The 23,773-nt window shown below is 71.6% G+C and carries 17 protein-coding genes; 8 read left to right on the forward strand and 9 right to left on the reverse strand.

Translation table 11 applies throughout. From position 1 onward, the window contains the following. Nucleotides 1-24 precede the first annotated feature (24 nt). Genes AB0J40_RS00620 through AB0J40_RS00640 form a run of 5 tightly spaced genes read right to left on the reverse strand, consistent with a single transcriptional unit; the run spans nt 25 to nt 8,997 of the window. Complete coding sequence (locus AB0J40_RS00620) at nt 25-4,695, reverse strand: DEAD/DEAH box helicase (protein WP_364447230.1); 4,671 nt, start codon at nt 4,693-4,695, stop codon at nt 25-27. Beyond that, nucleotides 4,676-5,476 carry a DeoR/GlpR family DNA-binding transcription regulator gene (locus AB0J40_RS00625; protein WP_364445684.1) on the reverse strand — a complete coding sequence of 267 codons (801 nt, stop codon included), beginning with the start codon at nt 5,474-5,476 and terminating at the stop codon, nt 4,676-4,678. The genes AB0J40_RS00620 and AB0J40_RS00625 overlap by 20 nt, the downstream gene beginning before the upstream one ends. Beyond that, entirely contained in the window at nt 5,448-6,725 is a 1,278-nt protein-coding gene (locus AB0J40_RS00630) for an MFS transporter (protein WP_364445686.1), read from the reverse strand. Before AB0J40_RS00630 ends, AB0J40_RS00625 begins: the two co-directional genes overlap by 29 nt. Beyond that, nucleotides 6,722-7,750, reverse strand: a complete 1,029-nt coding sequence (pdxA, locus tag AB0J40_RS00635; RefSeq protein ID WP_364445688.1) for a 4-hydroxythreonine-4-phosphate dehydrogenase PdxA — start codon at nt 7,748-7,750, stop codon at nt 6,722-6,724. The genes AB0J40_RS00630 and pdxA overlap by 4 nt, the downstream gene beginning before the upstream one ends. Continuing rightward, nucleotides 7,747-8,997 carry a four-carbon acid sugar kinase family protein gene (locus AB0J40_RS00640; protein ID WP_364445690.1) on the reverse strand — a complete coding sequence of 417 codons (1,251 nt, stop codon included), beginning with the start codon at nt 8,995-8,997 and terminating at the stop codon, nt 7,747-7,749. Before AB0J40_RS00640 ends, pdxA begins: the two co-directional genes overlap by 4 nt. A gap of 179 nt (nt 8,998-9,176) precedes the next feature. Between AB0J40_RS00640 and AB0J40_RS00645 the strand changes: the two genes are divergently transcribed. The 4 genes from AB0J40_RS00645 (at nt 9,177) to AB0J40_RS00660 (ending at nt 13,109) form a co-directional block, all read left to right on the forward strand. After that, a complete protein-coding gene (locus AB0J40_RS00645) occupies nt 9,177-11,024 on the forward strand; it encodes an Hsp70 family protein (protein WP_364445691.1) in 1,848 nt (615 codons plus the stop codon). 45 nt (nt 11,025-11,069) lie between these two features. Then, the gene (locus AB0J40_RS00650) at nt 11,070-11,264 is read left to right on the forward strand and encodes a DUF3046 domain-containing protein (protein ID WP_364445693.1); all 195 of its coding nucleotides are present in this window, start codon (nt 11,070-11,072) and stop codon (nt 11,262-11,264) included. Between the two features lie 240 nt (nt 11,265-11,504). Next, a complete protein-coding gene (recA, locus tag AB0J40_RS00655) occupies nt 11,505-12,551 on the forward strand; it encodes a recombinase RecA (protein ID WP_364445695.1) in 1,047 nt (348 codons plus the stop codon). 12 nt (nt 12,552-12,563) lie between these two features. Further along, nucleotides 12,564-13,109 carry a regulatory protein RecX gene (locus AB0J40_RS00660; protein WP_364445696.1) on the forward strand — a complete coding sequence of 182 codons (546 nt, stop codon included), beginning with the start codon at nt 12,564-12,566 and terminating at the stop codon, nt 13,107-13,109. A 416-nt stretch (nt 13,110-13,525) separates the two neighbouring features. On the opposite strand, the gene AB0J40_RS00665 is transcribed toward AB0J40_RS00660, so the two are convergent. From AB0J40_RS00665 to edd, 4 genes are all read right to left on the reverse strand, one after another. Further along, complete coding sequence (locus tag AB0J40_RS00665; protein WP_364445698.1) at nt 13,526-14,908, reverse strand: MFS transporter; 1,383 nt, start codon at nt 14,906-14,908, stop codon at nt 13,526-13,528. A gap of 17 nt (nt 14,909-14,925) precedes the next feature. Next, on the reverse strand, nt 14,926-16,761 hold the full coding sequence (locus tag AB0J40_RS00670) for a PEP/pyruvate-binding domain-containing protein (RefSeq protein ID WP_364445700.1): 1,836 nt from the start codon (nt 16,759-16,761) through the stop codon (nt 14,926-14,928). Nucleotides 16,762-17,096: 335 nt separating this feature from the next. Beyond that, the gene (eda, locus tag AB0J40_RS00675; protein ID WP_364445701.1) at nt 17,097-17,702 is read right to left on the reverse strand and encodes a bifunctional 4-hydroxy-2-oxoglutarate aldolase/2-dehydro-3-deoxy-phosphogluconate aldolase; all 606 of its coding nucleotides are present in this window, start codon (nt 17,700-17,702) and stop codon (nt 17,097-17,099) included. After that, the gene (edd, locus tag AB0J40_RS00680; RefSeq protein ID WP_364445703.1) at nt 17,699-19,657 is read right to left on the reverse strand and encodes a phosphogluconate dehydratase; all 1,959 of its coding nucleotides are present in this window, start codon (nt 19,655-19,657) and stop codon (nt 17,699-17,701) included. Before edd ends, eda begins: the two co-directional genes overlap by 4 nt. A 247-nt stretch (nt 19,658-19,904) precedes the next feature. Between edd and AB0J40_RS00685 the strand changes: the two genes are divergently transcribed. From AB0J40_RS00685 to AB0J40_RS00700, 4 genes are read left to right on the forward strand one after another with little or no spacing between them, the layout of a single operon-like run. Further along, nucleotides 19,905-20,192 (forward strand): hypothetical protein, encoded by a 288-nt coding sequence (locus tag AB0J40_RS00685; protein ID WP_167379786.1) that lies wholly within the window; start codon nt 19,905-19,907, stop codon nt 20,190-20,192. Further along, complete coding sequence (locus AB0J40_RS00690; protein ID WP_364445705.1) at nt 20,189-21,013, forward strand: hypothetical protein; 825 nt, start codon at nt 20,189-20,191, stop codon at nt 21,011-21,013. The genes AB0J40_RS00685 and AB0J40_RS00690 overlap by 4 nt, the downstream gene beginning before the upstream one ends. Before the next feature lie 52 nt (nt 21,014-21,065). Continuing rightward, nucleotides 21,066-22,982 carry a fumarate reductase/succinate dehydrogenase flavoprotein subunit gene (locus AB0J40_RS00695; protein WP_364445707.1) on the forward strand — a complete coding sequence of 639 codons (1,917 nt, stop codon included), beginning with the start codon at nt 21,066-21,068 and terminating at the stop codon, nt 22,980-22,982. After that, nucleotides 22,979-23,731: a succinate dehydrogenase/fumarate reductase iron-sulfur subunit gene (locus tag AB0J40_RS00700; protein WP_364445708.1), complete on the forward strand. Its 753-nt coding sequence runs from the start codon at nt 22,979-22,981 to the stop codon at nt 23,729-23,731. Before AB0J40_RS00695 ends, AB0J40_RS00700 begins: the two co-directional genes overlap by 4 nt. The last annotated feature ends 42 nt before the right edge of the window (nt 23,732-23,773 follow it).

Below are 23,773 nucleotides of genomic sequence, written 5' to 3' on the forward strand. Positions count from 1 at the left end.
TTCGTGCGGTGTCGAACCGGCAGCTTAGGCCCGCAGGCGCAGACCGGACGGCGTGGCCCGGAAACCCGCCTCCCTCAGCACCTCCGCCAGCTCCGACGTCAGGGCCTGCTCGCCGTCCGCGCGCTGGACCGACAGCTGGCCCAGCCAGCCCTCCCGCACCGCCGCCGACAACGCCTGCGCCGCGTCCACCAGCGGTTGCCGCTCCTCCGTGAAACTCAGCAGTGACTTGCCTCCTCGCTCGACGTACAGCGCCGGCACGCCGTCCACCAGCACCGCCAGCGCGCCGGCCTTGCGGGCCGGACGGTGTTTCGTGTCGCCCGTCGCCGCCGGCCAGGGCAGCGCCGCGCCGTACGGCTGGGCCGGGTCCGCCGCCGCCAGCACCACCGCGCGGCCGGGCGCCGGGCGGCCGGGACCCGACAGCGCGCGCAGCCGGTCGACCGCACCCTTCGCCGCGAACTGGGCCGCGCCCAGCCCTTCGACGACGTAGCCGCGGATCACCTGGCCGGTGTCCTCCATGCCGCGCAGCACCTTGTAGATCCCGGAGAACCCGCCCGTGACGCGTTCGGTGTCGAGCGCGCCGCGGGTCAGGACGCCGTGGCGTTCCAGGAACGCCTCCGTGCGCGCGTGGGCGCGGCGGGTCGCGTCGGTCTCGCGGTTCGGCGTCAGCGCCCAGCGGCCGGCGACGGTCGGCGGCCCCGACCGCGACGGCATCTGCGGCCGCCCGGCCCGCAGCCGCGCGTACCGGCCACGGGGGGCCTGGCGCCGTGGCTTGTGCGCGCCGTGCCCGGCCACCTGGGCCCGTAGCGGCCCGAGCGTGTCGCCGGTGACCAGCCCGGCCCACACCAGGTCCCACAGCGCGGCCACGACTTCGGCGTCGTTCGGCGCCTTGTCCACCAGCACGGTCGCGCGGTCCACCAGCTGGCGGAAGAACAACGCGCCACCCTCCAAAGTGGACAGGAGAGCGTTGTGCAGCGGGCCGGTCGGGATGTCTTCGACGACTTCCGGCAGCAGCAGGTCGGCGACATCGGTCGGCGCGAGGGCGATCCAGCCGTCCCCACCGGACAACGCGCCACAGCCTGCCCACGTGACCTCGCCCGCCGTGGTCAGCTCGTCCAGCAGCGCTGGGGAGTAGCCCGGCAGCCGCCCGGGCAGGATCAGCGACTCCACCGCGCTCGCCGGCAACGGCGCCCCGGCCAGCTGCTCGACCACCGACAGCACGTCGTCCGCCGTCGGCGCCGCCCGGACGCGGCCGCCGAACCCGTGCCACGCCGGCAGGAACCGGCCCAGCGCCGCCGGTTCGACCGGCTCCACCTCGGCCCGCAGCTTGGCCAGCGACGCCCGCCGCAGCCGCCGCAACACCGCGGAATCGCAGTACTCGACACCCACGCCGTGGGTATCGGGGTGCCCGACCGGGCTCAGTTCGCCGCGCACCAGGCGACCTTCGCCGGTCATCCGGTCGAGGACCCCGGTGACGACGGCCAGGCCGAGCCCGAACCGCTTAGCCACGTCCGCCGCGGCGAACGGCCCCCGGCTGCGGGCGTAGCGCGACAGCAGGTCGCCGAGCGGGTCCGCGACCGGTTCGGTGAACGCCTCGGGCACGCCGACCGGCAGCGCGGTACCCAGCGCGTCGCGGACCCGGCCGGAGTCCTCGATCGCCAGGAACCGTTCGGTGCCGCCGATCCGCACCCGGATCGCCCGCCGCGCCGCCTCCAGCTCGGTGAGCCACTCCGCCCGGATCCCGCGCTCCGCGGCTTCCTCGACGGTCAGGTCGCCGAGGAACCGCAGCAGGTCGGCGGCGTCCTCCGCCGAGCGCGCGTGCCGGTCGGGGTCGAGCCGCTGCAGCGACCGGGTCACCTCGGCGACGGCCTCGGGGTCCAGCAGTTCTCGGATCGCCTCGGTGCCGAGGAGCTCGGCCAGCAGCGCCGAATCCAGCGACAGCGCCGCCGCCCGCCGCTCGGCCAGCGGTGCGTCGGTCTCGTACAGGAACATCCCGACGTAGCCGAAGAGCAGGCTGCGCGCGAACGGTGACGCGGCCGGCGTCTCGACCTCGACGAGCCGGACCTTGCGGGCCCGCACGTCGGTCATCAGCTCGCGCAGGCCGCCCACGTCGTAGACGTCCTGCAGGACCTCGCGCATCGCCTCCAGCACGACCGGGAACCGCTCGTACTTCGCAGCGACCGACAGCAGCTGCGACGCGCGTTGCCGTTGCTGCCACAGGGGAGTGCGGCGCCGGGGATCCCGGCGCGGCAGCAGCAGCGACCGCGCCGCGCACTCCCGGAACCGCGCCGCGAACACGGCCGAACCGCCGACCTCCGCGACGATCAGCTGCTCGACCTCTTCGGGATCGAGCAGGATGTCGTCCGCGCCGATCGTGACGTCCGCGCCCTCGGCGTCGAGGGCGTCGGGCAGCCGCAGGACGATGCCGTCGTCGGAGTGCGCCACCTGCGCGTCGACCCCGCGGTTCTCGCGCAGCCGCGCGGCGATCGCGAGCGCCCACGGCGCGTTCACCTGCGCGCCGAACGGCGAGTGCACGACGATCCGCCAGTCGCCCAGCTCGTCGCGGTAGCGCTCCAGGAGGATCGTCCGGTCGTTCGGCACGTGCCGGGTCGCGGACTTCTGCTCGGCCAGGTAGTTCAGCAGGTTGTCGCACGCCCGCTCGTCCAGTCCCGCCGCCGCGGCCCGCTCGCGCGCCTTCTCTTCGTCCGATGTGGACAGTTCGCGGACGAACTTCCCCAGCGCCCGGCCCAGTTCCAGCGGACGGCCCGGCGCGTCACCCTTCCAGAACGGCATCCGCGCCGGCTCGCCCGGCGCGGGCACCACGATGACCCGGTCGTGCGTGATGTCGGTGATCCGCCACGACGACGTGCCGAGCAGGATGGTGTCGCCGACGCGCGACTCGTACACCATCTCTTCGTCGAACTCGCCGACGCGCGAGCCGGGCTTGTCGTCCCCGCCCGGCGTCATGACGGTGAACAGGCCGCGGTCCGGGATCGTGCCGCCCGACGTGACGGCCAGGCGCTGCGAGCCGGGGCGCCCGCGCAGCTCGCCACTGATGCGGTCCCAGGTGATCCGCGCCCGCAGCTCGCCGAACTCCTCGCTGGGGTAACGGCCGGCGAGCATGTCGAGCACCGCGTGCAGCGCGTCGTCCGGCAGCGACGCGAACGGCGCCGCCCGCCGCACCAGCGCCGCGAGGTCCGGCACCGTCCACGGCTCCAGCGCCACCATCGCGACGACGTGCTGCGCCAAGACGTCCAGCGGGTTGCGCGGGTAGCGGACGGCCTCGATCGCGCCGCTCGCCATCCGTTCGGCGACCACCGCGCAGGAGACGAGGTCGCCGCGGAACTTGGGGAACATCACGCCGGACGACACCGCACCGACCTGGTGCCCGGCGCGGCCGACGCGCTGCAGGCCGGACGCCACCGTCGGCGGCGCCTCGATCTGGACCACCAGGTCGACCGCGCCCATGTCGATGCCCAGTTCGAGCGACGACGTCGCCACCACGCACGGCAGCCGCCCCGACTTGAGGTCCTCCTCGACGTGGGTGCGCTGCTCCCGCGACATCGACCCGTGGTGCGCCCGGGCGATCACCGGCGGCGCGCCGGTGCTCACCCCGGACTGGCCCACGGCCTCGGCCGGGAAGGCGTCGGCGGGCGTGAGCTCGGTCTGCTCGGCGGCCAGTTCGTTGAGCCGGGCCGTCATCCGCTCGGTGAGCCGGCGCGAGTTGGCGAACACGATCGTCGACCGGTGGGCCTGGATCAGGCTCAGCACGCGCTCTTCGACGGCCGGCCAGATCGACGGCCGCTGGACCGGGTTACCCGCCATCTCCTCCAGCGTGCCCAGCCCACCCGGGGCGATGTCGCCGGGCGGGAACGCCTCGGTCAGCGACTCCAGGGACTCCAGCGCGTCGAGCGGGCTCGGCGCCGGGCCGCCGCGCGGGGCGTCGAGGTTGCCCATGTCCTCGACCGGGACCTCGACGCGGACTTCGATGGTCTTCGCCAGCTTCGGCTGGACCACCCGCACCGGGCGGCCGCCGGCCAGGAAGGCGCTCACCTCGTCGATCGGGCGGACCGTCGCCGAGAGACCGATCCGCTGCGCCGGCTTCGGCAGCAGCGAGTCCAGCCGCTCCAGCGACAACGCCAGGTGCGCGCCGCGCTTTCCGCCGGCGACCGCGTGCACCTCGTCGACGATCACGGTCTCGACGCCGCGCAGCGACTCCCGCGCCGACGACGTGAGGATCAGGAACAGCGACTCCGGCGTGGTCACCAGCACGTCCGGCGGGGTTCTGGTGAAGGAGCGGCGCTCGGCCGCGGTGGTGTCGCCGGTGCGCATGCCGACTTCGATCTCGGGCACCGGCAGCCCGAGCCGCCTGCTGGCTTGCGAGATGCCGGCGAGCGGGGCGCGCAGGTTCCGCTGGACGTCGACCGCGAGGGCCTTCAGCGGCGAGACGTAGAGGATCCGGCAGCGCTTGGTGGCCTCCGCCGGCGGCGGTTCCACCGAAAGCCGGTCCAGCGCCCAGAGGAACGCGGACAGGGTCTTGCCGGACCCGGTCGGCGCCACGACGAGGGCGTGCTCGCCCGCGTGCGCCGCCCGCCAGGCGCCTTCCTGGGCCGCGGTGGGCGCGGCGAAGGCCCCCGCGAACCAGTCCCGGGTCGCGGGGGAGAAGAGGTCGAGCACGTCAACTGCCACGTCGTCCATGATGCGCGGCACCACCGACAGTTTCGGATCCGCTCGCGAGGATCACGCTCTCGGCGAACGCCGGGTACACGGCGTCGATCGTCGGCTCGTCGGTGATCAGCCGGTACTCGCGGTCGAGCGGTGTCCAGTAGGAAAAAGGGGCCTGGTCCAGCTTGGAGTGGTCGGCCAGCACGTACGCCTCGCCGCCCGCGTGCAGCATCGCGTGCTTGACCACCGACTGCTCCAGTGACGGGCAGCACAGCCCGCGCCCCGGCACCAGGCCGTCCGCGCCCAGGAACACCCGATCGGGTGAGATGTGCCGCAGCTGGGCGAGCACGCTCTCGCCGAGGATGGCCTCGTTGGGGTGCCGCAGCCGGCCGCCGAGGACGATCAGGTCGATCCCGGAGAAGCCGGCCAGCTCGCGGATGGCGGTGACGCCGTTGGTCACCACGGTCAGCCCCTCGCGGTGGGCGAGGTGGCGGGCGAGCCTGCCGGTGGTCGTGCCGGCGTCGAGCAGCACTACTTCGCCGTCGCGCACCAGCGCGGCGGCTTGCCGGGCGATGGCGTCCTTCGCCGCCGCGTTCTCGCGGTCCTTCTCGCGCGGGCTGCGTTCGGTGTCGAGCGCGCCACCGTAGGTGCGGACGACGTGCCCGGCCCCGGCGAGGGAGGCGAGGTCGCGGCGGATCGTCGACTCCGAGACGCCGAACTCCTCGGCCAGCTCCGCGATGCCGCCCGAGCCGTCGCGGACGGCTTCGAGCAGCATCGCGCGCCGGTCACGGGTTCCTGGTCGCGGCTGGGACATGCGCCGAGTCTTCCACGACGGCCGGTTTCAGTCCGAAGAACGCCAGCGCGGCGGCCACGGCGAGGAACGCGGCCAGCACGACGAACCCGGTGGTCGCGCTGCCGGTGACGTCGGTGAGCCAGCCGACCAGGTAGGGCCCGGCGAACCCGCCGAGGTTGCCCAGCGCGTTGATCAGGCCCATCGCCACGGCCACGACCTCGATGCCGAGGATGCGGCTGGGGACGGCCCAGAACGGCCCGTACGGCATGTAGACGCCGGTCGCGACGACGCAGAGCAGCACCAGCTGCACCCACGCCGGCCAGTGCACGAGGTTGCCGAGCAGCAGCCCGGCGATGGCCACGACCAGCGGCACGGCGACGGCGAGCCGCCGGTTGCCGGTGCGGTCCGACCAGTGCGCGCACGCGACCATCCCGGCCAGCGCGAGCACGTACGGCACGGCCGACAGGAACCCGACGGCGGTGGCCGAGCCGCCGGTCATCGTCTTCACGACCGACGGCAGCCACAGGCTGAAGCCGTAGAAGCCGGTGATCCAGAAGAAGTAGACGCCGATCAGCAGCAGCACCTGCCGGTTCGCCAGTGCCTGCCGGTACCCCTGCTTGACGAACGCGGGCTTCGCCTCCTCCTCGGCGCGCAGGGTGGTTTCGAGGTGTTCGCGCTCCTCGGCGGAGATCCAGCGGGCCTTCGCCGGCCGGTCGGCCACCGCGAACCACCAGACGATCGCCCACAGCAGCGGCGGCAGGCCCTGGATGACGAACACCCAGCGCCAGGACATGTGGTCGAGCATCAGCCCGGACAGCGGGGACATGACGATCGCGGAGATCGGCAGGCACGTCATCCACAGCGCGTTCGCCCGGGCCCGTTCGGCCTGCGGGAACCAGGAGGCCAGCAGGATCAGCACCGCCGGCCAGACGCCGCCCTCGAACAGCCCGAGCAGCAGCCGCGCCAGGTGCAGCTGCGTTTCGTTCCGCACGAGACCGCAGAGGACGGCCGCGAACGCCCACGCGACCATCAGGATCAGCACGGTCTTGCGGGCGCTCCACTTGGCCGCCAGCACCGCGGCCGGGATCTGCAGCACGAGGTAGCCGACGAAGAAGATGCCGCTCGCCAGGCCCTTCGCGCTGGCGGACAACGGGAAGTCGTCGCCGATGTAGGGCAGGATCACCGCGACGTTCGTGCGGTCGAGGTAGGCCAGCATGTACATGACCACCGCGACCGGGATCACGTACGCCCAGCGCTTGCGGGGGATCATCGGACGCTCGGTGGGTAGCTGGCGGGCAGTTTCCGCGCGTACGGCGCCAGCGTGGCCGCGGCCTTGAACGCGGCACGCATCGTGCCGTGCGACGCGCGGCCGGTGCCGGCGATGTCGAACGCCGTGCCGTGGTCGACCGAGGTGCGCAGGATCGGCAGGCCGACCGTCACCGAGACCGTGCCGTCGAAGTCGTACGTCTTCGACGCGATGTGCCCCTGGTCGTGGTAGAGCGAGAGCACGCCGTCGAACCGGCCCTGGATCCCTTGGTGGAACACGGAATCCGCGGGGATCGGGCCGACGACGTCGAGCCCGGCCGCCCGCGCGGCCGCGACCGCCGGGGCGATCGCCACGATCTCTTCGTCGCCGAACTTGCCGTTCTCCCCGCCGTGCGGGTTCAGCGCCGCCACCGCGAGTCTCGGTTTCTCCGTGCCGAAGACCTCCAGCGCGGTGTAGGCCTCGCGGATCGCGTGTTCGATGTTCTCCCGCGTGATCTGATTGATCGCCTCGCGCAGGGAGAGGTGACGGGTGGCGAAGAAGATCTTCAGCCCGGACACCCAGAACATCGTGTTGAACCTCGTCGACCCGGTCAGCTCCCCGAGCATCTCGGTGTGCCCGAGGTGCCGGGACCCCGCCGCCCAGATCGCCTCCTTGTTGATCGGCGCGGTCACGACCGCGTCGACCTCGCCGGCCAGTGCGAGCCGGGTGGCGACCTCGATCGCGCCGACGGCCGCGGCGCCCGCGGTCGCGTTGACCTCGCCCCACGGCAGGTCTTCGGTGACGACGCCGAGGTTGAGGACGTCGACCACGCCGGTGGTGAAGCGCGCGTCGGCGACCGTGGCGATCGGGTTGATCTCGACGTGCAGGCCCAGGTGCCGGGCGACGCGCTCGAGCACGACCGCGTCGCCGACCGCGACCCCGCGGGCCAGCTGCAGCGCCTCGGGTTCGAGGAGGGTCTTCAGGGTGATCTCCGGGCCGATGCCGACGGGGTCGCCGAGGGTGACGGCGAGGATCGGGAGGTCGCTCACGGGTTCTTCCTTCCGGTGGCCAGGACGTGGTTCAGGTGCTCCAGGCAGGCGACGGCGGCGTCCCGGCCGCCGATCAGCCCGCCCTTCGTGGCGAAGGGCAGCCCGGCGTGCGGGCCGCCGGAGAGCCGCCCGGCGACCGCCAGCGGCAGCACTTCGGTGTCGATCTCGAAGCCGTCGGCTTCCAGCGCTTTCGTGACCTCGACGGCGATGTCGCCGCCGGTGGCGTAGAGCCCGCCGATCCGGTGCGCGCCGAGCACGAGCCGGGTCGCTTCGCCCAGGGCGGGCGGGATCCGCGCCGCGACGCCGGCGTCGATCGGGGCGCCCGGCGTGGGCGCCCGGGTCCGGATACCCACCACCCGGTGCCCGGCGTCGAGAAGCTCGCCCGCCGCGGCGGCGATCGACGGTGGATCGGGGTGTTCCGGGTCGACGTCGACGTAGCGCGCGTCCAGCACCAGCTCGGTTTCCAGGACCTGGTCCCTGGTCTGCCCCGTGATGCTGCCGATCACCGCGAGCACCGGCGGGACGGTGCCGTGGCCGGGTGCGAGGCCCAGCGCGGCCGCCAGCCGGACCCCGAACGGCCCGGAGTCCACGGAGATCCAGCGCGTGCCTTCGGCCGCCAGGCGGGCGGCGGCCTTGGCGACGGTGGTGAGGTGCCGGTTCGTCGTGGCGTCGCAGACGACGATCCCCGCCGGGCGGCGCAGCGCGGCCACGACCGCCTCCACCCCGTCCTCGACGACGTCCAGCGGCAGCTCGGCGATCTCCCGGTCGGTGGGCCGCAGGAGCGTGCGGACCCGCGACGTCCTGACCGGCGCGAGGGGGTCGCGGGCGGCCGGGCTTTCCGCCAGCGGCACTCCGTCGACGAGGTGCAGGCCGCCGAGGGTGACGCGGCCGGCGTCCGGGAACGCGGGCACGACGAGGGCGCGGGCTTCCGGCGCCGTGGCCAGGACGGCTTCGGTCTCCACGCCGACGTTGCCGCGCAGGGTCGTGTCCACGCGCTTCACCGTGAGCTCGACGGGCCCGGCCAGCTCGACCGCCTCGCGGACCGCCTGCGCGGCGTGTGGTGGCGAGGCGTGCCGGGTACCCAGGTTGACCACCAGCGCGTCGATCCCGCTCTCCGCGCGGAGGCAGGGCGCGCCCGGTTCGAGCGGCGCGTTGACGGAAACGGCGCGCAGCCCGAAGCGGGCGTACAGCGCTCCGGTTGCGTTGCTGCCGGTCAGGTCGTCCCCGAGGACGAGCAGCTTCGGCATCACCCGCTCCTTTGCGCAGTTCGTGCAACTCGGATGACCGAACTGCGCAACTATCGTGCACCGTGATCCACCTCTCCGTCAAGCGGCGGTGACTTTCGCGGGTCCGCACGCACGGTGACCGCGCGCATGGCAGCATCACCGCGAACGCCGTCACGGCGTGTTTCGCGAAGGGGAGTGCTGTGCGGATCCTGTCCGTGGACCTCGGGACGTCCAACACCGTCGCCGTCCTGTCGGCGCACGGCAGGCCGCCCCGGGTCGTCGAGGTCGACGGCTCGGCCAACATGCCGTCGGCCGTGTTCGCCACCGAAGAGGGCACGATCATGGTCGGCCGCGACGCCGAGCGCCGCGCCCGCCTCGACCCCACGCGCTTCGAGCCGAACCCCAAGCGCCGCATCGACGAGCAGACCCTGCTGCTCGGCACCGACGTCGTCCCGGTGACCGACGCGCTGGCCGCGATCCTGCGCCGCGTCCTCGAAGAAACCTCCCGCCAGCTCGGCGGCGAGCAGCCCGACGAGGTCCGGCTGACTCACCCCGCGCAGTGGGGCCAGACCCGCCGCAACGTGCTGATGTCCGCCGCCCGGCTCGCCGGCATGGGCCAGAACATCCTGCTGGTGCCCGAACCGGTCGCCGCGGCCGCGCACTTCGCGTCGTTCCCCGGCAAGTCGCTGGCGCCCGGCCAGGCGCTCGCCGTCTACGACCTCGGGGCGGGCACCTTCGACGTCGCCGTCGTCGGCGCCACGCAGAACGGGTTCACGGTGCTCGCCGAGGACGGCCTGCCCGACCTCGGCGGCCTCGACGTCGACCAGGCGCTGATGGTGCACGTCGGGCGTGAGGTCTCGCACTCGGACCCGCAGCGCTGGCAACGGCTCCTGCGGCCCGAGTCCACCGGCGACCGGCGCACCCGGCGCGCGCTGCAGGAGGACGTCAAGGCGGCCAAGGAGGCGCTGTCGCGGCACCCGCAGACCGAGGTGCCGATGCCCGAGCCGTTCAAGGACGTCCTCGTCACGCGCGGCGAGCTGGAAGGCCTGGTCCGGCCGGCGATGCTGCGCAGCGTCGAACTGCTTTCGCGGACGCTGCGCTCGTCCGGGCTGACCCCGGACCGGCTGGCCGGCATCTACCTCGTCGGCGGGTCGAGCAGGCTGCCGCTGGTCGGCACGATGATCGCGGAGAAGCTCGGCGTCGTGCCGGGCAGCCTCGACCAGCCGGAGACCGCCGTCGCGCTCGGTGCCCAGCACGTCGCGCGCGACGGCATGGGCGCGCGGACGCAGAACGTCGAAGGAGCGGTGGCCGCGGGTGCCCCGCCCCGCCCGCAGTACGCGCCCCCGCCGCCTCCGCCGCAGTACCCGGGGTACGCGCCGGCGAACTTCCCGCCCAGCGGGCCGCAACCGGTGCCGTCGAACTTCCCCGCGTACTCGCCCGCTGCCGCGGAGAAGCCGGAACCGAAGCCCGGCGGGAAGAAGAAGCTGCTCATCGGGATCGCGGCCGCGCTCGTCGTGGTGCTCGCGGCGGGGCTGACCTACTTCCTGACGTCATCGTCCTCGGCGACGACCTACACGGCCGACCAGTGCCGGACGCCGGGGCGGGCCGACGCCAGGGGCCTCACCGGCTGCCTGCGCCAGCTCGCCGGGAAGATCGCCGACACCGGCGACTGCAAGCCGGGCATGGGCAACGGCCCGGCGGCGCCGGCGAAGAGCCTCGGCGTGTCCTCGACCTGCTCCGCGCCGGGCCGGGCGGGCACGCAGGTGACCTACGTCCAGGGCGACAACGCCGACACGCTCAAGCAGTACACCGACGGCCTGCTCGCCTCCGCGGGCGGCGACCGCACCGAGGCCGACTGGGGCGGCAACGGGCTCAAGGGGCACTACTCGTCGGCCGCGGGCCGGACGTCGGCGGTGCTCGTGTTCACGGTGTCGGACCGGCCGCTGGTGGGGTTCATCTACCAGCTGAATTCGGCCGACCAGGCCGAGGCGACCACCCCGGGCACGCTGGCCGACTACTTCGAGGCGAGCGTCCAGCCGGGGGAGTAGACGGCGCGAACGGACCGTTCGCGCCCGCCGGTTAGAGTGGGTTCGATGCGGATCACGGTTTTCCGGCGGCTGATGGCCGAGGAGTTCGGCCCCGGGCGGGCCCAGGTACTGGCCAGGGACCACGTGCTCAGCGGGCTCGGCGGCCGCACCGTCGACCAGGCGCTGACCGCGGGAATCCCGGCCAAGGACATCTGGCGAGAGGTCTGCGACGCCTTCGACGTCCCCCGCGAACGGCGCTGACCTGGGTGTTTCCCCGGGCGTCCGACCAGGGTGGGCGAAAAATCCTAGCGCAAGGGTGTGTCGCTGCCGACCTCGAACAGGTGTTCGTCTATGGTGTTGTCCACATCGGGTCCAGCGATCCACAGATTGGGCGCCGCGCCTGGAATTGTCGGTCCCCGCCGCTAGCGTCGGACCGGACAGCTGAAGAACCGACACAGAGCCCCCGGAGAGCCGGGGCTTCGACCAGCGAGGTGGACTTCCATGCCTGCAGCACCCGACAAGGACAAGGCGCTCGAGCTCGCGCTCGCGCAGATCGACAAGCAGTACGGCAAGGGCTCGGTGATGCGCCTCGGCGAGGACACCCGGCCGCCCATCGCCGTGATCCCCACCGGGTCGATCGCCCTCGACGTCGCGCTCGGCATCGGCGGGCTGCCCCGCGGCCGGGTCGTCGAGATCTACGGCCCGGAATCCTCCGGTAAGACGACGGTCGCCCTGCACGCGGTGGCGAACGCCCAGCGCGCCGGCGGCATCGCGGCGTTCATCGACGCGGAGCACGCGCTCGACCCGGAGTACGCGAAGAACCTGGGCGTCGACACCGACGCGCTGCTCGTGTCCCAGCCGGACACCGGTGAGCAGGCGCTCGAGATCGCGGACATGCTGATCCGCTCCGGCGCGCTCGACATCCTCGTCATCGACTCCGTGGCCGCGCTCGTGCCGCGCGCCGAAATCGAGGGCGAGATGGGCGACTCGCACGTCGGCCTCCAGGCCCGCCTGATGAGCCAGGCGCTGCGGAAGATCACCGGTGCGCTGTCCAACTCGGGCACCACGGCGATCTTCATCAACCAGCTCCGCGAGAAGGTCGGCGTCATGTTCGGCTCCCCGGAGACGACCACCGGTGGTAAGGCGCTGAAGTTCTACGCGTCGGTCCGCCTGGACGTGCGCCGCATCGAGACGATGAAGGACGCCGGCGAGGCGGTCGGCAACCGGACCCGCGTCAAGGTCGTCAAGAACAAGGTGGCCCCGCCCTTCAAGCAGGCCGAGTTCGACATCCTGTACGGCCAGGGCATCTCCCGCGAGGGCTCGCTGATCGACATGGGTGTCGACCAGTCCATCCTGCGCAAGTCCGGTGCCTGGTACACCTACGAAGGCGACCAGCTCGGCCAGGGCAAGGAGAACGCGCGCCGGTTCCTGCGCGACAACCCGGACATCGCCAACGAGATCGAGAAGCGGATCAAGGAGAAGCTCGGCATCGGCCCGCAGCTCGACGCGGACGCCGTCGAAGCGGTCCCGGCGCCGGTCGACTTCTGAGGAGTGACGTAGGTGGCGAGGGCGCCCAAGGTCCCGCCGGCCGAGCTGCCTCCCGAGGAGCGGTACAAGAAGGCCAAGGAGATCTGCTTCGATCTCCTGGCCGCTCGTCCGCGGACTCAGGAAGAGTTGCGGCAGGCGTTGCACCGCAAGGGGTTCGACGAGGAGACGAGCGAAACCCTGCTCGGCAAGCTCGACCGGGCAGGGCTGGTCAACGACGAGGAATTCGCCCAGCTGTGGGTGAAGTCCCGCCACGCGAACCAAGGCCTGTCCCGCACCGCGCTGGTGGCCGAACTGCGGCGCAAGGGCGTCGACGGTGAGGTCGCCGCGCAGGCGGCGGAGGAGGTCGACCGCGAATCCGAGGAGCAGATGGCCAGGGAACTGGTCCGCAAGCGCCTCGGGTCCCTCGGCAACGTCGACGAACAGACGGCGCTGCGGCGGCTGCTCGGCTTCCTCGCCCGCAAGGGCTACCCGCAGGGGCTGGCGTACACGGTGATCAGGGAGGAACTCCGCGAGTACGGCGCGGAGTCCACCCTCCTTGATGACGCGGTCATCGACTGACCCGCGCGGCTGGGCACCGCGCGGGAGGCCGGGGCGGCCGGGCGGTGGCCGGTGAGCGGGCGCTGCCGGTGCGGGTGTGGGAAGAGGCCGCCCCGGGCGGGCGTTGGCTGGTGAGCGGGCGCTGCGGGGTGGGAGTGTGAGAAGGCCGGGTCGGCCGGACGGTGGTCCGCGACCGGGTGCTGTGGGTGTGGGGAAGCCGCGCTGGGCAAGAGGTGGTGGCGCGGGGAGCTTGTGGCGTGGGGAAGGCCGCGCCGGTCGGACGATGGCCGGCGCGAGGCGCTGCGGGCGTGGCGAAGGCCGGGTCGGCCGGATGGTGGTCGTCGACCGGATGTTGCGGCCGTGAGGAAGTTGCGCCGGGCGGGCGGTGGCCGGCGCGGCTTCGGCCGGACTTCGCAAGCCAGCGAGTGCCAGGCGGGCTAGTTGCCGACCTGGTCTACCTCTCGTGACCGGAGTTGCGAGCCGGGGAACCGGCCTTCCAACTCCGCCGAGCCGCTGAGCGTGGTGGAACCGGCAAGCCCAGGGCTGGCCGACGCTGCCTCGCACGCCGGCTCCTGGTCGCCGCGGCGAACTGCCGGCACCCTGCGGTCCGAGCGGTGCTTGCGGACCGCCAGCAGCAGCACTGCCAGCAACCCCATCACCGCGCACGTCACCACCGCCGAGAGCACCAGGAACTCGTCGAGCCGCCCGGCCGCCAGGTACGCGCCCAGTGCCACCGCCACCAGGGCGCACACCGCACGGTCCACAATGGACTCCATCGACAGGAGCGTCGCGCGGTAGCGGGAGTCCGGGATCGAATCGTTCAGCAGCTGCTTCTGCACCGGGAACGAGATTCCCGTCGCCACCGCGAACACGCACAACAGGACCACCGTCGGAAACGCGCCCACGAACACGACCACGCCGAGGCACAGCGCCATCACGATCGTCAACGTGAACACCGATCCCACCGGGCCGATCGCGCGGCGGAGGCGGTGCGGGCGGGCCGCGCCCAGTGCCTCGAACACCGTCATGGCCGCCAGCACCGCTCCGTACCAGCTCACCGACAGCGACTTCGACTCCAGGATCGGCTGGAACAGGTTCACCTGGCAGATGCGGACCAGCGTGAACATCGCGATGCCCTGCACCATCAGCAACACCAGCCACCGAGACGACCGCAACGCCGACAGCGCGCCGCCGACACCGGCCACCAGCGATGCCGTCTTGCCCGTCACCCGGCGGCCGCCGAGGATCGGTGGCAGCTTCAGTGCGAACACCAGGGCCACGCCGGCGTTGATCGCCGTCAACCAGTACGGCGACGGGAGGTTCCACGCCATCAGCAAGCCGATCACCGGCCAGTACACGATCTTGCCGACCAGGCTGTACGCGCGGCCGACGCCTTCCACCCGGAGGTAGTGCTCACCGGCGCCCGACGCGTGCAGGTACTCGTACAGGTACGCACTCTGCGCACCGGACACCAGCGACCGCGCCAGGGCGATCAGGATGAAGTGCACCAGGAAGCCGGTGTACGAGCCGAGGAACACCGGCACCAGGTTCGCCGCCACGAGCACGCCCGCGCCCGCCGCGAGCGAGGTGCGGTAGTCGAACCGGTCGGCGAGCATCCCGGTCGGGATCTCCAGCAGGCAGAACACGACGTAGTAGATGCTCTGGATGCCGAAGATCTCGCCGTCGGACAGGCCGACGAGCTTCTGGTACTGGTAGAACACCGGCACCCACAGCAGCAGGCCGAAGAAGAACTGGAACCCGTAGGTCAGCCGGACGGTGCGCCCGACGGCGGGGTTCGCGGGCAGGCGAAGGCCCAGCATGACGATTTCTCCTGAACTCAAACGGAATACGGACGCAGCTGCACGAGGTGCAGGTGCTCACCGTCGGCGAGCCACTCGATGTCCACCGGCGAGTCGAACGTGTAGTCGGGCGAGAAGTGCCCCTGCAGCAGGCGGCCGGCGATCGCGAGCCGCTGCAGCTGGTCGTGGGCCCGCGGGTCGAGGTCCGACGTCGCGTCGCCGAGCGACACCGTGCGGCCGCCGCCCTCGACCGTCGAGTACAGGTACTGCATCGGCAGCGCCGAGCCCTCGACGACGTCGGTCACGCGCGGCGACACGTTGACGTACACCGTGCGGAAGTCCGCGCGGTTCATCGGGTTCGTCGTCACCAGCACGCCGCCGAAGTCGGCCGCGACCTGCTCCTGGATCACCACGCCCATGTAGCACTCGTCGAGGGAGATCCCGGCCTGGTGCCGCAGCCGGACGCTGCGCACCGACACCAGCGACGCCCACACTTCCTTGACGCTGGCGAAGATCCGCTCGGCCGTGGTGACGTGGTTGAGCGACTCGTAGATCCCGGCCGCCGAGAACCCGGCCAGGTCTTCGGCGTTCGACGAGCTGCGCACGACGAACGACCGCACCCCGGCCAGCTGCGACACCAGCGCGGAGTCGATCTCCCCGGCGAGCGCGCCCGGCATCCGCGCCGACCGGATCAGGCCCTGCAGCTCGACGCACAGCGGCTCGATCTCGCGGGCGTCCAGCTCCAGGGCCAGCTTCAGCTTGCCGATGGCCTGCTGGATCCGCGGTGACGACTCGAGGAACCGCCGCTGCAGCGAGAACGGCAACGCGATCCCGCGGGGCACGCGGACGCGCTCGTCGAGCAGCCGCCGGGCCGCGGCGCCCAAGTCGGCGTCAAGAGGGACGTCCAGCAGCCGGGCCAGGTACGGCAGCAGGTTCTCCCGCGGCGGGCGCGGCACCTGGTAGAAGCCCAGCAACCGCTGCGAACCGTGCGCCAGCACGTGGTACAGCTCGCCGAGGTTGGCCGCCTTCGTCCCGTACCGGTAGCGGTCGGTCGCGCGCAGCCGCTCCAGGTTGACGATCGGGCTGTGCTCGGACTCCGGCTCTTCCAGCTTGACGCGCTGGGCGTACCACTTCGGCGGCGCGGCCGAGGCGGGCTCGGGGACCTCCCGCAGCGAGAGCCCTTGAGCGTCCACTGTGTACTCGACCCACTTGCCGTCGAGCCCGCGCCGCTCGATGTCGGCCAGGGCGCCGACCTGCACGGCGTTCGGGATCTGCCAGCCGGTGGCCAGGACGTTGGTGTGCGACAACGGCGTCGTGTGGCGGGCGTTGACGATGCCCGACAGCCGGGGGATGTCGTCGGGGACGCGGTCCATCACGATGATGTCCGACCACTCCAGCGTCGCGGCGCGGTACTCGGCCTCGGTGCGGAACGCGCGCAGCCGGCCCGTCGCGGTGCCGGGGTTCAGCGGGACGAACGGCGCCGTCGAGAACAGCTCGTGCGCGAACACCCGCGGCAGCTCGCCGGGCGGGATCTCTCGGACGATCCGCTCCTGCAGCTGGTTGGCCGGCTTGAACACCAGTGGCAGCGCCGGGTCGACGTACCGCGCGACGAACGTGTGGAACTCGCGGATCAGCGCGGCCGGCATCGTGTCGACCTCGACCGTCTCCAGCGAAAGCAGCTGCGGGTGGCGGGCGAGAATGCCGAGCAGGAACCGGCGGTCCGGTGCGTGGTAGAAGTCCTGGTTGTAGGAATCGATCTCCGCGCGCACCCGTTCTCCGGGCACGCCGAGGATCTCTTCCCCGATATAGATCGCGTGAAAGGAATGGCGGGCGTCGTTCAGGAAGTGGATCACCGCGTTTTCGCGGTCGACCACCACCTTGACGAAGGAATAGCCACCGAGGGTGCCGCCCAGCTGGTGGAGGGCGGACAGCGAAAGACGTTCACCGACGAGTGCGGCGACGTTCTCGGGGCGGGACTGGGGGCGACCACATCGGTCAGGGACACCGGATCTCCTCGCTCGAAACAGCGAGGGGAAACGATAACAGGCCGGTAAATCACCCACCGAGGCCGCAATTGCTCCATTCAGCGGGAATCATGACCGCCACCACACCCGCTCGGAGCACCGTTCCAGAAACCTGGAACGGTGCTCCCGGAATGCGGACGCCAATTCCGCCGTTCGGGCGTGGCGACGACGCGGGGTGATCTCCGCTACAGCTGCGCGGCTTCCGCGGCCAGCTTCTCGATCGTGGCGGGATCGAGCGACGCCGTCAGCCAGGAACCGCCGATGCAGCCGACGTTCGGCAGTGCCAGGTACGACGGCGCCGACGCGACCGTGATCCCGCCCGTCGGGCAGAACTTCAACGACGGCAACGGGCCCGCGATCGACTTCAGGTACGCGACTCCTCCGGACGCCTCGGCCGGGAAGAACTTCATCGCCGTGAGCCCGCGTTCGGCCAGCCGCATCGCCTCGGACACGGTGCTCGCGCCGGGCAGGAACGGCAGCCCGGTCTCGAAGCACGCGTCGACGACCGCGTCGGTGCAGCCCGGCGTCACGAGGAACTTGGCCCCCGCGTCGGCCGCCTGCTTCGCGTGGTCGGCCGCGGTGATGGTGCCGGCGCCGATGACGATGTCCGGCACCTCGGTGGCGACGCGCTCGATCGCGGACAGCGCCGCCGGGGTGCGCAGGGTCAGCTCGATGACCCCGATCCCGCCGGCGAGCAGGGCCCGGGCCGTGGGCACCGCGTCGTCGGCGTCGTCGATCACCACGACGGGCATCACGGGGGACAGCTCGAGCAGGTCCTGACCGGTGGTCACTGACCGACCTCCTGGGTTGTGAAAGCGGGCGTTCCGTGTTCTCTGGGGCCAAGCCCCAGACCCCGGCCGGGGGGCAAGCCCCCCTGGACCCCCGAAAGGGCGCCGAGGTGCTCCGGGGTCAAACCGCCGAACACCGATGCGCCCTGGTCGGCGGGGCCGACCGCCCGGCGCAACGCGGCGAACAGCTCTCGGCCGGTGCCGGTCCAGGATGCTTCGGACGGCGGCGAGTCCACAAGTTCACGGCGGGCGAGTTCTTCGTCACCGACGAGCACGTCGAGGCTGCCCGCGGTCGCGTCGAGCCGCACGACGTCGCCGTCGGCGATGCGCGCGATCGGGCCGCCCGCCGCGGCTTCCGGCGTCACCTGGATGGCCGCCGGGATCTTGCCCGACGCGCCGGACATGCGGCCGTCGGTGAGCAACGCCACGGCGTACCCGCGGTCCATCAGCACGCCCAGCGCCGGGGTGAGGCCGTGCAGCTCCGGCATGCCGTTGGCCCGCGGGCCCTGCTGCCGGAGCACCACGACGACGTCGCGGTCCAGCTCGCCGGCCTCGAACGCGGCCTTGAACCCCTCCTGGGTGGTGAACACCCGCGCCGGCGCCTGGACGACCCGGTGCTCGGGCGCCACCGCCGACACCTTGACCACCCCGCGCCCGAGGTTGCCCTCGACCATCCGCAGCCCGCCGTCCGCGGCGAAGGGGCGCCAGACCGGGCGCAGCACGTCCTCGTCGAGGCTGCGGGTGGGGACGTCGCGCCAGACCAGCTCGCCGTCGGACAGGATCGGCTCGGCCCGGTAGCGGTGCAGCCCGAACCCGGCGACCGTGTGCACGTCCTCGTGCAGCAGCCCGGCGTCGAGCAGCGTGCCGACCAGGAACTGGATGCCGCCGGCGGCGTGGAAGTGGTTGATGTCGGCGCTGCCGTTCGGGTAGACCCGCGCCAGCAGCGGCACGACGGCCGAGAGGTCGGAGAAGTCGTCCCAGGTCAGCTGGATGCCCGCGGCCGCGGCGATCGCGACCAGGTGCATCGTGTGGTTGGTCGAGCCGCCGGTGGCGAGCAGCGCGACGATGCCGTTGACGAACGCCTTCTCGTCGAGGATCCGCGCGACCGGCGTGTACTCCTCGCCGCGGGACAGCGCGACGACCCGGCGGCCCGCTTCTTCGGTCAGCGCCCGGCGCAACGCCGAACCGGGCTGGACGAAGCTCGCGCCCGGCAGGTGCAGGCCCATCACCTCGACGACCATCTGGTTGGAGTTGGCCGTGCCGTAGAACGTGCAGGTGCCGGCCGAGTGGTAGGACGCCGCCTCGGCGTCGAGGAGGTCTTCGCGGGTCGCGAGACCCTCGGCGTAGAGCTGCCGGACGCGGGCCTTCTCCTTGTTCGGCAGGCCGGAGTTCATCGGCCCGGCGGGGACCAGGATCGCCGGGAGGTGCCCGAACGAGAGGGCGCCGATCAGCAGGCCGGGCACGATCTTGTCGCAGACGCCCAGCAGCAGCGCGGCGTCGAACATGTCGTGGGAGAGCGCGATCGCCGTCGACATCGCGATGACCTCGCGGCTGAACAGGGACAGCTCCATGCCCGCGCGGCCCTGCGTGATGCCGTCGCACATCGCGGGCACGCCGCCGGCGAACTGGGCGACACCGCCCGCGCCGCGCACCGACTTCTTCAGCCACGCCGGGTACTCCTGCATCGGCTGGTGCGCCGACAGCATGTCGTTGTAGGAGGAGACGATCGCGACGCCGGGGGCGCGCGCCGCGCGCAGCGCTTCCTTGTCGACGCCGTCCATCGCGGCGAAGCCGTGGGCGAGGTTGCTGCACGCGAGACCGCGGCGGACCGGGCCTTCTTCGTGGGCCGCGGCCACGCGGTCGAGGTAGGCGGCGCGGGTCGCGGCACTGCGGGCCGCGATGCGCTCGGTGACGTCGGCGACGACTCGGTGCAGCTTCGTGGTGGGGGTGGGGCTCATGTCCGGCTCCGGATCACTGGTGTGGGGTGGTCCGCGGGACGGCAGCGCTGACGCCTCTGGGTCGTGACACTGGCCACAGTACCTCGCGAAAACGCCGAATCAAAATCGATTCAGAAGATCGACCCGCGTGACCCCGATCACCCCCAGAACCGTTAGTGTGCTAGTTGTCACACTGCACGACGCACGGTAAAGCCGTAGGGGCGAGTGATCGCCCGGCTCCGCCGGCCCCACCACACCGGGAGGATTGATGTCCACCTCCGAGATCGCCGAGCTGCGGCGAACCATCGGCCAGCTCAGGCAGTGCGTCGGCGCGCTGCGCTCGCGTTACGGCGACGCTTCGGCGGTCCGCCGGCTCGCCAACGACGTGGAGCGCCTCGACATCGACACCGCGGACCTCGACGGCACGCCGCTCGCGGTGCCCGCGCAGGCGAAGGCGGCCGAACGCGTCCCCGTACCCGACACCCCGTACGACCCGTCGCTGTGGCACGGCGCCGATGACGAAGGCGTCGGCGGCTACAAGCGCGACCAGCGGTGAGCGCTCCCGCTGACAACGGCGTCGGCACCGGCGTCCGGGCCCCCAAGCGGGCCCGGATCGCCGAGCGCACCCTCCGCACGGACCGGTGGTGGCTCCAGCCGCTGCTGACCGTGCTCGGACTGTCGGCGTTCATCATCTACGCGACGGTCCGGTCGTTCGTGCGCACCGCGTACTGGGTGCCCGACTACCACTACCTGACGCCGTTCTACTCGCCCTGCCTGTCCACTTCCTGCGTCGAGGGCTCGAGCCACTTCGGCCACTGGTTCGGCGACCTGCCCGGCTGGATCCCGCTCGGCTTCGTCGTGCTGCCGTTCCTGCTCGGGTTCCGCCTGACCTGCTACTACTACCGCAAGGCCTACTACCGGGCCGTGTGGTTCTCCCCGCCCGCCTGCGCCGTCGCGGAACCGCACGCGAAGTACACCGGCGAGACGCGGCTGCCGCTCATCATCCAGAACGTCCACCGCTACTTCTTCTACGTCGCGCTGATCGTCTCGTTGATCAACACCTACGACGCGATCACGGCGTTCCACGGGAAGACCGGCGGCTTCGGGTTCGGGCTGGGCAACATCATCCTGCTCGGCAACGTGATCCTGCTGTGGGCGTACACGCTTTCCTGCCACTCGTGCCGGCACGTGACCGGCGGCAGGCTGAAGCACTTCTCCAAGCACCCGGTGCGCTACTGGATCTGGACCAAGGTCTCGAAGCTCAACACCCGGCACATGGCGCTGGCCTGGACGACGCTCGGCACGCTGGTGCTGACCGACTTCTACGTCATGCTCGTCGCCAGCGGCGCGATCTCGGACCTCAGATTCGTCAACTAGCGCACCCTTCTTCCCGACAGCGACATCCCCAGTTCCGAGGTGGAATTCTTCTATGACCGAGGTCGAACGCCACAGCTACGACGTGGTGGTGATCGGGGCCGGTGGCGCCGGTCTGCGAGCGGTGATCGAGGCGCGCGAACGCGGTTTCCGCGTCGCCGTCGTGTGCAAGTCCCTGTTCGGCAAGGCGCACACGGTGATGGCCGAGGGCGGGTGCGCGGCGTCGATGGGCAACGCGAACTCGAACGACAACTGGCAGGTCCACTTCCGCGACACCATGCGCGGCGGCAAGTTCCTGAACAACTGGCGGATGGCCGAGCTGCACGCCAAGGAGGCGCCGGACCGCGTCTGGGAGCTGGAGACCTACGGCGCGCTGTTCGACCGCACCGCCGACGGCCGGATCAGCCAGCGCAACTTCGGCGGGCACACCTACCCGCGGCTGGCGCACGTCGGTGACCGCACCGGCCTCGAGCTGATCCGCACGATGCAGCAGAAGATCGTTTCGCTGCAGCAGGAGGACTTCGCCGAGACCGGCGACTACGAGGCCAAGATCAAGGTCTTCGCCGAGTGCACGGTCACCGAGCTGCTCACCACCGAGGGGCGCATCGCCGGCGCGTTCGGCTACTGGCGCGAGAGCGGGCGGTTCATCCTCTTCGAGGCGCCCGCCGTCGTGCTCGCCACCGGCGGCATCGGCAAGTCGTTCAAGGTGACGTCGAACTCGTGGGAGTACACCGGCGACGGCCACGCGCTGGCCCTGCGGGCGGGCGCGAAGCTGATCAACATGGAGTTCGTCCAGTTCCACCCGACCGGGATGGTCTGGCCGCCGAGCGTCAAGGGCATCCTCGTCACCGAGGGCGTGCGCGGTGACGGCGGCGTGCTCAAGAACTCCGACGGCAAGCGGTTCATGTTCGAGTACGTCCCCGAGGTGTTCAAGGGCCAGTACGCCGAAAGCGAAGAGGAAGCCGACCGCTGGTACGCCGACGCGGACAACAACCGGCGCACGCCGGACCTGCTGCCCCGCGACGAGGTGGCCCGCGCGATCAACTCCGAGGTCAAGGAGGGGCGCGGCTCCCCGCACGGGGGCGTCTTCCTCGACATCGCCAGCCGGCTGCCGACCGAGGAGATCAAGAAGCGGCTGCCGTCGATGTACCACCAGTTCAAGGAGCTGGCGGACGTCGACATCACCGCGGAGCCGATGGAGGTCGGCCCGACCTGCCACTACGTCATGGGCGGCATCGAGGTCGACCCGGACACGGCGGCGGCGAGCGTGCCCGGCCTGTTCGCCGCGGGCGAGTGCTCGGGCGGCATGCACGGCTCCAACCGGCTCGGCGGCAACTCGCTGTCTGACCTGCTGGTGTTCGGGCGCCGCGCGGGCCTCGGCGCGGCCGAGTACGTGTCCGGTCTCGACGGCCGTCCCGCGGTGCTGGAGTCCGATGTGGACGCCGCGGCGAAGATGGCGCTCGCGCCGTTCGACCCGCCCGCCGGCGCGTCGGCGGAGAACCCGTACACCCTGCACACCGAGCTGCAGCAGTCGATGAACGACCTGGTCGGCATCATCCGCAAGGCCGGTGAGATCGAGCAGGCGCTGACGAAGCTGGCCGAGCTGCGGGAGCGCATCCTGCACGTCACCGTGGAAGGGCACCGGCAGTTCAACCCGGGCTGGCACCTCGCGATCGACCTGCGCAACATGCTGATGGTCAGCGAGTGCGTCGCGAAGGCCGCGTTGACGCGGACCGAAAGCCGCGGCGGGCACACGCGGGACGACTACCCGAGCATGGACGCCGAATGGCGGCACAAGCTGCTGGTGTGCTCGGCCTCGGACGGGGACAACCCGGTCGTGCCGGACATCGACGTCACGGTGAAGGAGCAGGTGCCGCTGCGGCAGGACCTGCTGGAGCTGTTCGAGTTCGGCGAGCTCGGGAAGTACTACACCGACGGCGAGCTCGAAACCCACCCCGGGAGCAAAGCATGAGCTACAAGGCGAGTTTCCGGGTGTGGCGCGGCGACGAGGACGGCGGCGACCTGCAGGACTTCAAGGTGGAGGTGAACGAGGGCGAGGTCGTCCTCGACATCATCCACCGGCTGCAGGCCACGCAGGCGGCCGACCTGGCGGTGCGCTGGAACTGCAAGGCGGGCAAGTGCGGCTCGTGCTCGGCGGAGATCAACGGCAAGCCGCGGCTGCTGTGCATGACGCGGATGTCGACGTTCACCGAGGACGAGGTGATCACCGTGACGCCGCTGCGGACGTTCCCGGTGATCCGCGACCTCGTCACCGACGTGTCGTTCAACTACACGAAGGCGCGGGAGATCCCGTCGTTCACCCCGCCGCCGGGGCTGAAGCCGGGCGAGTACCGGATGCAGCAGGTCGACGTCGAGCGGTCACAGGAGTTCCGGAAGTGCATCGAGTGCTTCCTGTGCCAGAACACCTGCCACGTGGTGCGTGACCACGAGGAGAACAAGGAGTCCTTCGCCGGGCCGCGGTACCTGATGCGCATCGCCGAGCTGGAGATGCACCCGCTGGACGTCGCGGACCGCCGGGACGCCGCGCAGGACGAGCACGGCCTCGGGTACTGCAACATCACCAAGTGCTGCACCGAGGTCTGCCCGGAGGGCATCCACATCACCGACAACGCGCTCATCCCGATGAAGGAGCGCGTCGCGGACCGCAAGTACGACCCGATCGTGTGGCTGGGCAACAAGCTCTTCCGCCGCGACAAGTAGCGCTTCACCCCTGACGCTCGCGAACCGGTTCGCCGAACCGGT

Source organism: Amycolatopsis sp. NPDC049691 (assembly GCF_040675005.1).
Lineage (GTDB): Bacteria > Actinomycetota > Actinomycetes > Mycobacteriales > Pseudonocardiaceae > Amycolatopsis.